This is a genomic window from Streptomyces sp. ActVer (assembly GCF_027270795.1).
In the GTDB taxonomy this organism is placed as follows: domain Bacteria; phylum Actinomycetota; class Actinomycetes; order Streptomycetales; family Streptomycetaceae; genus Streptomyces; species Streptomyces umbrinus_A.
Genome location: NZ_JAPWHT010000375.1, coordinates 1 through 10,349, shown reverse-complemented (window position 1 = coordinate 10,349; position 10,349 = coordinate 1). Strand labels below are relative to the sequence as shown.

At 67.8% G+C, this 10,349-nt stretch carries 10 protein-coding genes and 1 rRNA gene; all 11 read left to right on the top strand.

What is annotated here, in order from left to right; genetic code table 11:
* Nucleotides 1-76, top strand: a 5S ribosomal RNA gene (rrf, locus tag O3Q52_RS40165); the annotation flags it as partial.
* Between the two features lie 153 nt (nt 77-229).
* Nucleotides 230-838, top strand: coding sequence for a CDP-alcohol phosphatidyltransferase family protein (locus O3Q52_RS40160; protein ID WP_055614787.1), 609 nt, complete (start codon nt 230-232; stop codon nt 836-838).
* Between the two features lie 116 nt (nt 839-954).
* Entirely contained in the window at nt 955-3,450 is a 2,496-nt protein-coding gene (locus O3Q52_RS40155; RefSeq protein ID WP_269653499.1) for a mannose-1-phosphate guanyltransferase, read from the top strand.
* Between the two features lie 90 nt (nt 3,451-3,540).
* Nucleotides 3,541-4,443, top strand: a complete 903-nt coding sequence (locus O3Q52_RS40150; RefSeq protein ID WP_269653498.1) for a DUF881 domain-containing protein — start codon at nt 3,541-3,543, stop codon at nt 4,441-4,443.
* Nucleotides 4,440-4,772 carry a small basic family protein gene (locus tag O3Q52_RS40145; protein ID WP_003988855.1) on the top strand — a complete coding sequence of 111 codons (333 nt, stop codon included), beginning with the start codon at nt 4,440-4,442 and terminating at the stop codon, nt 4,770-4,772. The genes O3Q52_RS40150 and O3Q52_RS40145 overlap by 4 nt, the downstream gene beginning before the upstream one ends.
* A 5-nt stretch (nt 4,773-4,777) precedes the next feature.
* The gene (locus tag O3Q52_RS40140) at nt 4,778-5,689 is read left to right on the top strand and encodes a DUF881 domain-containing protein (RefSeq protein ID WP_269653497.1); all 912 of its coding nucleotides are present in this window, start codon (nt 4,778-4,780) and stop codon (nt 5,687-5,689) included.
* Between the two features lie 61 nt (nt 5,690-5,750).
* Entirely contained in the window at nt 5,751-6,686 is a 936-nt protein-coding gene (locus O3Q52_RS40135) for an FHA domain-containing protein (RefSeq protein WP_269653496.1), read from the top strand.
* 42 nt (nt 6,687-6,728) lie between these two features.
* Nucleotides 6,729-7,463: a MerR family transcriptional regulator gene (locus O3Q52_RS40130; protein WP_269653495.1), complete on the top strand. Its 735-nt coding sequence runs from the start codon at nt 6,729-6,731 to the stop codon at nt 7,461-7,463.
* 86 nt (nt 7,464-7,549) lie between these two features.
* Nucleotides 7,550-8,023, top strand: a complete 474-nt coding sequence (locus O3Q52_RS40125) for a bifunctional nuclease family protein (protein WP_006123076.1) — start codon at nt 7,550-7,552, stop codon at nt 8,021-8,023.
* Nucleotides 8,024-8,237: 214 nt separating this feature from the next.
* On the top strand, nt 8,238-8,870 hold the full coding sequence (locus tag O3Q52_RS40120) for a MerR family transcriptional regulator (protein ID WP_079053640.1): 633 nt from the start codon (nt 8,238-8,240) through the stop codon (nt 8,868-8,870).
* Nucleotides 8,871-9,049: 179 nt separating this feature from the next.
* Nucleotides 9,050-10,349 (top strand): DNA polymerase IV (locus O3Q52_RS40115; protein WP_269653494.1); only part of this gene is annotated, 1,300 nt, incomplete at its 3' end.

The following is a 10,349-nucleotide window of genomic DNA, read 5'->3' as shown; positions in this document are numbered from 1 at the left end:
GAACCCGGAAGCTAAGCCTTACAGCGCCGATGGTACTGCAGGGGGGACCCTGTGGGAGAGTAGGACACCGCCGAACTCCTTTTAGAGCTCCGGTTCTTGGACTTTCAGTCCAAGAACCGGAGCTTTTTTGTTTTCCAGGGCGCCGGCCGAACCCCCTCCGCGCTGCGCGCAGATGCCTGAGGGTAAGGTCAGGGGGCATCGTTGGCACGTTCCCACAGGAGGCCCCCGGGTGGAGGTCCAGGAGACCCGCGTCCAGACAGACCGGGTCCTCACCATCCCGAACATCCTCAGCATGGCCCGCCTCGCAGGCGTGCCGCTGTTCCTGTGGCTGATCCTCAGGCCGGAGTTCGGTGGTCCCCAGAGTGACGGCTGGGCACTCCTGGTGCTCATGCTCAGTGGCATCAGCGACTATTTGGACGGCAAGCTGGCCCGTCGCTGGAACCAGATCAGCAGTCTCGGTCGGCTGCTGGACCCCGCGGCCGACCGGCTCTACATTCTGTCGACTTTGGTCGGGCTCACCTGGCGCGAGATTCTGCCGCTCTGGCTGACAAGTGTCCTGCTGGCGCGTGAGCTGCTTCTCCTGGTGATGGTGGGCATCCTCAGGCGTCACGGCTATCCGCCACCGCAGGTGAACTTCCTTGGGAAGGCTGCTACGTTCAACCTGATGTACGCCTTCCCGTTGCTGCTGCTCAGTGACGGAAGTGGATGGCTTGCGTCACTCGCTGCTATTTTCGGATGGGCGTTCGCAGGATGGGGTACAACGCTCTACTGGTGGGCAGGGATCCTCTACGTGGTTCAGGTCCGCCGCCTTGTCCGCGCGGACACCACGGCCGATTGAGCTCGCCGAGTAGGCGGCCGTTAGTGGCCTCTGATGGCCCGCAAGCAGAATGTGCGGGACAATCTGACGGGTGAAGTCGGCTAGACCGTCGTCTCTTCAAGGAGGACGCTTCCGACATGAAGGCCGTCGTGATGGCCGGAGGCGAAGGCACACGCCTTCGCCCCATGACCTCAAGCATGCCCAAGCCGCTCCTGCCCGTGGCCAATCGCCCGATCATGGAGCATGTGCTACGGCTGCTCAAGCGGCATGGGCTCAACGAGACCGTCGTTACTGTCCAGTTCCTGGCCTCTCTCGTCAAGAACTACTTCGGTGACGGTGAAGAGCTCGGTATGGAGCTCACCTATGCCAATGAGGAGAAGCCACTCGGTACTGCCGGCAGTGTCAAGAACGCCGAGGAAGCGCTGAAGGACGACACCTTCCTCGTGATCTCCGGTGATGCTCTGACCGACTTCGATCTCACTGATCTGATCAATTTCCACAAGGAAAAGGGCGGGCTGGTCACCGTCTGTCTGACCCGAGTCCCGAATCCGCTGGAATTCGGTATCACCATCGTGGACGAGGAAGGCAAGGTCGAGCGCTTCCTCGAGAAGCCCACCTGGGGCCAGGTTTTTTCGGACACCGTGAACACCGGTATCTACGTCATGGAGCCAGAGGTATTCGACTATGTCGAGGCCGATGTCTCCGTCGACTGGTCCGGCGATGTCTTCCCTCAGCTGATGAAGGAGGGCAAGCCGATCTACGGCTATATCGCCGAGGGCTACTGGGAGGACGTGGGCACGCACGAGAGCTATGTCAAGGCGCAAGCCGATGTCCTGGAGGGCAAGGTCGACGTCGAGCTCGACGGCTTCGAGATCTCGCCCGGGGTCTGGGTCGCGGAAGGCGCCGAAGTACATCCGGACGCCGTACTGCGAGGACCGCTCTACATCGGGGACTACGCCAAGGTCGAGGCCGACGTCGAAATCCGCGAACACACCGTGGTGGGCTCCAACGTCGTCGTGAAGGCGGGGGCGTTTCTGCACAAGGCCGTGCTGCACGACAACGTGTACATCGGCCAGCACAGTAATCTGCGCGGTTGTGTGATCGGCAAGAACACCGACATCATGCGGGCCGCCCGGATCGAGGACGGCGCCGTCATCGGCGACGAGTGCCTGGTCGGTGAAGAATCGATCGTTCAGGGCAATGTACGGGTCTATCCGTTCAAGACCATCGAGGCCGGCGCCTTCGTCAACACGTCGGTCATCTGGGAGTCCCGGGGGCAGGCACATCTCTTCGGAGCCCGTGGAGTCTCCGGGATCCTGAATGTGGAGATCACGCCCGAACTCGCCGTACGCCTGGCGGGTGCGTATGCGACGACGCTCAAGAAGGGCTCGACCGTCACGACCGCCCGTGACCACTCGCGAGGTGCCCGTGCGCTCAAGCGGGCGGTCATCTCGGCGCTGCAGACCAGCGCCATCGACGTACGGGACCTGGAGAACGTACCGCTGCCCGTGGCGCGGCAGCAGACCGCTCGGGGCAGTGCCGGCGGAATCATGATCCGGACGACGCCCGGGGTTCCCGACTCCGTCGACATCATGTTCTTCGACGGGCGTGGGGCGGATCTGTCGCAGGGGAGCCAGCGGAAGCTGGACCGGGTGTTCGCGCGGCAGGAGTACCGGCGTGCGTTCCCCGGTGAGATCGGGGACCTGCACTTCCCGGCCAGCGTCTTCGACTCGTACACCGGTTCTCTGCTGCGGAACGTGGACACCACCGGGATCGCCGAGTCCGGACTGAAAGTGGTCGTGGACGCGTCGAACGGCAGTGCCGGGCTGGTGCTGCCCAGCCTCCTGGGCAAGCTCGGGGTCGACTCGCTGACCATCAACCCCGGTCTCGACGAGTCGCGGCCCACCGAGACCGCGGACGCCCGCAGGTCGGGGATGGTGCGGCTCGGCGAGATCGTGGCGTCCGCGCGTGCCGCGTTCGGGGTGCGGTTCGACCCGGTGGGCGAGCGGCTGTCGCTCGTCGACGAGAAGGGCCGGATCATCGAGGACGACCGGGCGCTGCTCGTCATGCTCGACCTGGTGGCCGCCGAACGGCGCAGCGGGCGGGTCGCGTTGCCCGTGACCACCACGAGGATCGCCGAGCAGGTGGCGGCGTATCACGGGACCCAGGTCGACTGGACGACGACGTCGCCGGACGATCTGACGCGCGTCGGGCGCGAGGAGTCGACGATCTTCGGCGGCGACGGGCGCGGTGGCTTCATCGTGCCGGAGTTCAGCAGTGTCTTCGACGGCACGGCTGCCTTCGTACGGCTCATCGGTCTGGTGGCGCGGACGCAGCTGACTCTCAGTCAGATCGACGCGCGGATTCCGCGGGCGCACGTCCTCAAGCGTGATCTCGCGACTCCCTGGGCGGTCAAGGGACTTGTGATGCGGCGCGTGGTCGAAGCGGCCGGTGACCGGTTCGTGGACACGACCGACGGCGTACGGGTGGTGGAGACCGACGGGCGCTGGGTGATGGTTCTTCCGGACCGGGCGGAGGCGGTCACGCATCTGTGGGCCGAAGGGCCCGACGACGCGTCCGCGCAGGCCCTGCTCGACGAGTGGTCGTCGGTGGTGGACAGCGCCGGTCGCTGAGCCGCACGCGCGCGTGCCGGATGTGCTCCAAAGGGGCACGTCCGGCACGACGGTGGGGCCATTCGGAGGTACTGCCCGCGACGTGCGACGATGTGCGGCATGCCGCAGCAGCCCCCCGTTCGGAGCACTCCTACGCGCCCCCCGCGCCCGGACGCCTCCATGTCGCTGCTCACCAACGTCATGGACCACAGCCTGGACGACGGGTACGCGGGGGCGGCTGCCCGCAAGAAGGCCGACGGGACCGGCGCCCTGCCGAAGACGTTGCGGGCGAAGCTCGGACTTGCGGCCGGTCTGGTGCTCGCCGCCCTTGTGGTGACTGTGGGGGCCGCGCAGGCGCGGATAGCGGCTCCGGTCGTCGCCAAGGAGCGCGAGGAACTCATCGACCGCATCGACCGCGAGACGTCGGCGGCCGACAAGCTCGAGGGAAGCATCGACAAGCTCCGCGACGATGTGAGCGCGCGGCAGCGCGAGGCGCTCAAGAAGCACGGCGGCGACCAGGGCGAGCTGGTGGGCATCCTGGCCGGCGCGGTCGAAGTGCACGGCCCCGGTGTGAAGCTCGTCGTGGACGACGCCAAGGAAGCCGACCAGGGCGGCGACGGAGACGCACGCGAGACGTCGGGCTTCTCCGACACCGGGCGGGTGCGCGACCGCGACATGCAGCGCGTGGTCAACGGGCTGTGGGAGTCGGGCGCCGAGGCCATCTCGATCAACGGGCAGCGGCTGACGGCACTGTCCGCGATCAGGGCCGCGGGTGACGCGATACTGGTCGACAACAAGCCCCTGGTGCCGCCCTACACGGTGTTGGCGGTGGGAGACGGCGAGCGGCTGAGCACCGAGTTCCAGAACAGCGGCGACGGACAGTATCTGGACGCCCTGCGGAAGAACTTCAATATCCGGACGGGCATTTCCGTCGAGGACGACGTCCGGCTGCCCGCCGCACCGAGTGTGATCGTACGAACAGCGCAACCGAGCACAGAGAAAGGCACATCGTGATCGCCGTACTGGGCCTCGTCGTGGGAGTCGTGGCTGGATTGTTGGTCCGGCCCGAGGTTCCGGCGGTGGTCGAGCCCTATCTTCCGATCGCCGTCGTCGCGGCGCTCGACGCCGTGTTCGGAGGTCTGCGGGCGATGCTCGACGGCATCTTCGACGACAAGGTCTTCGTGGTGTCGTTCCTGTCCAACGTTGTCGTGGCCGCGCTGATCGTCTTCCTCGGTGACAAGTTGGGTGTGGGCGCCCAGCTGTCCACGGGTGTCGTGGTCGTCCTCGGCATCCGGATCTTCTCCAACGCCGCGGCGATCCGCCGTCACGTGTTCCGGGCGTGAGGCCGATGAGCAGCCAGGACGAGACCCCAGAGATTCCAGAGACCTCAGCGACCTCAGAGTCCCCTGAAGCCTCCAAGGGCACAGAAGTCCCGGAGACCTCCGGGAACCGCCTGCGCAAGGAACTTCCCGAAGAGGTGCGGGCGCAGGAGGACACGGATCCGCCGGATGCCGAGGCGGAACCTCGCAAGCCGGTTCTGACCGGCCGGCAGCGGCTGGTGAAGGGTCTTTGGCCGCCGCGCGTGTCGCGTGCGCAGTTCATCGTCGCCCTCCTGCTGTTCGGCCTCGGCTTCGGCCTCGCCGTCCAGGTGGCGTCCAACAGCGACAGCGACGGCGCCCTCCGCGGCGCGCGTCAGGAGGATCTCGTACGCATCCTCGATGAACTCGACGACCGTACGCAGCGTCTGGAAGAGGAGAAGCAGGGGCTGGAGGATCAGCGCACCGAGCTGGAGAACAGTTCGGACCAGGCCGAGGAGGCCCGCAAGCAGACGGTCGAGAAGGAGAAGCAACTCGGCATCCTGGCGGGCACCGTGGCGGCGCAGGGCCCCGGCATCACGCTGACCATCGAGGACGAGAAGGGGACGGTCGAGGCCGACATGCTGCTCGACGCGATCCAGGAGCTGCGTGCCGCCGGAGCGGAGGCGATCCAGGTCAATGGTGTGAGGGTCGTCGCGGGCACCTATCTGACGGATGTGAGCGGCGGAGTAGCCGTCGACGGGAACAAGATCAGCGCCCCCTATCGTTTCAAGGTCATCGGCAAGCCTCAGGACCTCGAACCGGCGCTCAACATCCCGGGCGGAGTGGTGCAGACTTTGGAGAAGGAGCAGGCCACTGTCACGGTGGAACGATCGGACAAGATCATTGTGGACGCCTTGCGACCGGCGAAGCGGCCTGACTACGCTCGGTCGTCCTCCCAGTGAACCGGGGGCGCTTGGGCGCAGCTCCTCGAGGGCATGAGGTTGCGGGGGGTCGACGCACCGAATGGGTGGTGCGTGGTGGAAACTGTCTGGTGGATACGGACGTTGTGAGGGTGTCCGGCTCGGCCGGTGTGTGCAATCAGGGTTCGTCCTGCCCCACGGGCGGGTCTGTTTCGGTCAAGGGGAATCGCCCGTGAAGTTGTTTTCGAAGTTGTTCGGCAAGAGCGCGCGAGAGGGCAGCGACAACGCGACTGCCCGCCATCGCGCACCGCGCCCCGCGGAGGGCGAGGATCAGGGGGACCGCCCTCTGTTCCGCGATCAGGTCGGTGGTCCTGGTGGCGACATTTCCGGTGGTCAGGGCGCGCCGTCTGTTGACCCTGCCCAGTCGGGACGCATAGGTTTCGGCTCCGACCCGTATGCGTCCAACGCCCCCACGGGGCAGCCGCGGCAGGAGGATCCGTCGATGTCGGCCCTGGTGTGTACGAGGTGCGGTAACCGCAACGCGGAGGCGAGCCGCTTCTGCTCCAACTGCGGTGCTCCGTTGCGGGCCGGGGCGACCCCCGAGCGTCCGTCGGAGACCACCTCGACGATCTCCATCTCGGGCCTCGAGGCCTACGACGCCGAGGTCACCGGCCAGACGCAGATGCCGATGCTCTCGCCCGAGGCGCAGGCCGCCGTCGACGCGCTGCCGCTCGGCTCGGCGCTGCTGGTGGTGCGTCGCGGACCCAATTCGGGCAGCCGCTTCCTGCTGGACGGCGAGCTGACAACCGCCGGCCGTCATCCGCAGAGCGACATCTTCCTGGACGACGTGACCGTGTCGCGCCGCCATGTCGAGTTCCGTCGCGTTTCCGACGGCTCGTTCACGGTGGCCGACGTCGGTAGCCTCAACGGCACGTACGTCAACCGGGAGCGGATCGACTCGGTCCCGCTGGCGAACGGCGACGAGGTGCAGATCGGCAAGTACCGGCTGGTCTTCTACGCGAGCCAGCGGGGTATCTGACCCGCCCCCGGACCCGGTCCGGGGGGACCCTCAGGAAGGTCCATGCTTCGAACACCGAGCGGCGGTGTCGGCCACGGCACCGCCGCCATGGACAACGGACTGATGAGCATCGGCACGGTGCTCAATGTGCTGCGCGACGAGTTCCCCGAAGTCACCATCTCCAAGATCCGTTTCCTGGAGTCGGAGGGGCTCATCGAGCCGCAGCGGACCCCGTCGGGGTATCGCAAGTTCAGCCCGGGAGACGTCGAGCGCCTCGGACACGTCCTGAGGATGCAGCGGGACCACTATCTGCCCCTGAAGGTGATCCGCGAGCACCTGGACGCCGTGGAGCGCGGTGAGGCGGTGCCGTTGCCGTCCGTGGGGCGCCAGCGCGACGGTGAGGTGCTCTGCGAGTCCGAGGGGCCGACAGTGGCCCGGATCGGGCGTGCCGAGCTGCTGGCCGCCGTGGAGATCGGCGAGCAGGAGCTCGAGGAGTGGGAGTCGTACGGGCTCATCACACCGCTGCCCGAGGGGGTCTACGACGCCGAGGCGGTGACCGTGGCCGGTCTCGTCGTGGAACTGGGGCGGTTCGGGATCGAGCCGCGCCATCTGCGTGCCGTGAAGGCCGCCGCCGACCGTGAGGCCGGTCTGGTCGACCAGGTCGTGGCCCCGCTGCGGCGGCACCGCAATCCGCAGACCAGGGCGCACGCGGAGGCGCAGACCAAGGAACTGGCGGGGCTCGCGGTGAAGCTGCACGCCGCGCTGGTGCAGTCCGCGCTCGGGGTGCGGCTGCCCTGACCCGGTGGGTCGCGCGGAGCGCGGGATCGGGCGCCCAATCCGTGCCCGACTACCCAAAGATGCCGGGCACGGCCTAGGGTTGCTGTGTGAACGAGCTCGACGTCGTAGGTGTCCGGGTCGAAATGCCCTCCAACCAACCGATCGTGCTCCTGCGTGAAGTGGGAGGCGACCGTTACCTCCCCATCTGGATCGGGCCGGGGGAGGCGACGGCGATCGCCTTCGCACAGCAGGGCATGGCCCCCGCGCGACCGCTGACCCACGACCTGTTCAAGGACGTGCTGGAGGCCGTCGGCCAGGAGCTCACCGAGGTGCGCATCACGGACCTGCGGGAGGGCGTCTTCTATGCGGAGCTGGTGTTCGCCAGCGGGGTCGAGGTCAGCGCCCGGCCGTCCGACGCCATAGCGCTCGCGCTGCGCACCGGGACGCCGATCTACGGCAGCGACGGGGTGCTGGACGACGCCGGTATCGCGATCCCGGACGAGCAGGAGGACGAGGTGGAGAAGTTCCGCGAGTTCCTCGACCAGATCTCGCCCGAGGACTTCGGGACCAACAGCCAGTGACCTTCCGGTCCGGGCTCCAGTGACCCTCCGGGATCGCCGGACAACAGGCCGTGCGGCGGTTGTCCCGAGAGCATTCGGCTAGCCTTTCCCCGCGGTGGGACACGGGAAACCACTCCTAGGGTGATTATCACTCGGCGTGCCGAGTGTGGCGGTCGTTGACGCACCCCCGGTGGCTGCCTACCGTCGAGAAGGCAGGTCAAGGACGGAGGTCGGCGTGAGAAGCAGCGGCGACGGTACGGCTGGGGGTGCCCCCGGACCCGGTCTGGGGGAGAGCAGCCCGTACCCGCTTCACAGCAGCGCGGCCGATCACGTACAGCGGCCGACAGCGGTGCCCGAGGACGGCGAGGTGGCGTCCGAGGAGGTCGGTTATCGGGGTCCCACGGCCTGCGCGGCCGCGGGCATCACCTATCGGCAGCTGGACTACTGGGCCAGAACCGGGCTCGTCGAGCCGAGTGTGCGGGCCGCCTACGGGTCGGGGACGCAGCGGCTCTACAGCTTCCGGGACGTCGTCGTCCTGAAGATCGTCAAGCGGTTCCTCGACACCGGTGTCTCGCTGCAGAACATCCGCACCACGGTCCAGCACCTGCGCGAGCGCGGGTTCCGGGACCTGGAGCGGATGACGCTGATGAGCGACGGCGCCACGGTCTACGAGTGCTCCTCGCCCGACGAGGTACACGCGCTCCTCCAGGGCGGACAGGGCATCTTCGGGATCGCGGTGGGCGTGGTCTGGCGGGACGTCGAGAGCGCCCTCTCACAGCTGCACGGGGAGCGCGTCGACACGGGCGAGACGCTTGTCCGGCCCAATCCGGCGGATGAGCTGGCGCGGCGGCGTAATCGGGCGGTCTGAGTCGGCGGGGACTGTTCGAGTTTTCAGGCCCGGGTCGTGTCTGGGCCGTTCGGCTCTGCCGTCTGCCGTCTGCCGTCTGCCGTCTGCCGTCTGGTGCTCGGAGCGTGGGCGGTTCGGCTTCGTGGCGGTCCACAGGTTGTACAGGGGCATTGTCAGTGGCGTAGGGCAGCATCGGACATGTGAGAACCGCGCCCACGATCCTGCATCTCGACATGGATGCCTTCTACGCCTCGGCGGAGCAGGCCGCCAAGCCGAGCCTGCGTGGCAAAGCGGTCATCGTGGGCGGGCTCGGACCTCGGGGCGTGGTGGCCACCTGCTCGTACGAGGCACGCGTCTTCGGGGTGCATTCGGCGATGCCCATGGCGCAGGCCCGCCGGCTGGCGCCGAACGCCGCGTATCTCGTACCGCGCTTCGGGCTCTATCGAGACATCAGCGAGCAGGTGATGGGCCTGCTGCGGGATCTTTCGCCCCTGGTGGAGCCGCTGAGCCTGGACGAGGCGTTCGTGGACCTGGAGGCCGGGCAGACGGCCTGGGACGCGGAGTCGGCACAGCTGACCGGGGTGAAGCTGCGCGGGGACATCAGGGCCGTCACCGGGCTGACCGGGTCCGTGGGGCTCGCCGCCTCCAAGATGCTCGCGAAGATCGCCTCCGAGCAGGCCAAGCCGGACGGGCTGGTGCTGATAGAGCCGGGCACTGAGCGGGAGCTGCTCGCCCCCATGTCCGTGCGGACGCTGCCGGGCGTGGGGCCCGCCACCGGGGACCATCTGCGGCGGGCCGGGATCACCACGGTCGGGGAGATCGCCGAGGCCGGCGAGGACGAGCTCGTACGGCTCCTGGGGAAGGCCCACGGGGTCGCGCTGTACGCCATGGCGCTCGCGCACGACGTTCGGCCCGTGGTGGCCGAGCGGGACACCAAGTCGGTGTCCGTCGAGGACACGTACGACGTGGACATCCATGACCGGGTGCGGGTGCGGATGGAGGTCCAGCGGCTCGCCGACCGATGTGTGGGGCGGTTGCGGGGTGCGCATCTGTCGGGGCGGACCATCGTGCTGAAGGTGCGGCGGTACGACTTCTCGACGCTTACCCGGTCCGAGACGCTCAGGGGGCCCACGGACGACCCCGCGGTGGTGCGGGAGGCCGCGGCGCGGTTGCTGGAGGCCGTGGACACCACGGGTGGCGTACGGCTTCTGGGGGTGGGGGTCTCGGGGCTCGCCGACTACACGCAGGAGGATCTCTTCGCGCAGGCTCGGACGGCTGCCGCTGCCGCTGCCGCGGAGGAACCGGAGCATGCGGAGAAGGAGGAGGCCGAGGAGGTTGTCGAGGAGCCGGTGGTTCCTGCGGAGCGGCGGTGGCATGCGGGGCACGATGTGCGGCATGCCGAGTTCGGGCATGGGTGGGTGCAGGGGAGTGGGCTGGGGCGGGTGACCGTGCGGTTCGAGACGCCGGACTCCCTGCCGGGGCGGGTGCGGACGTTTCGGA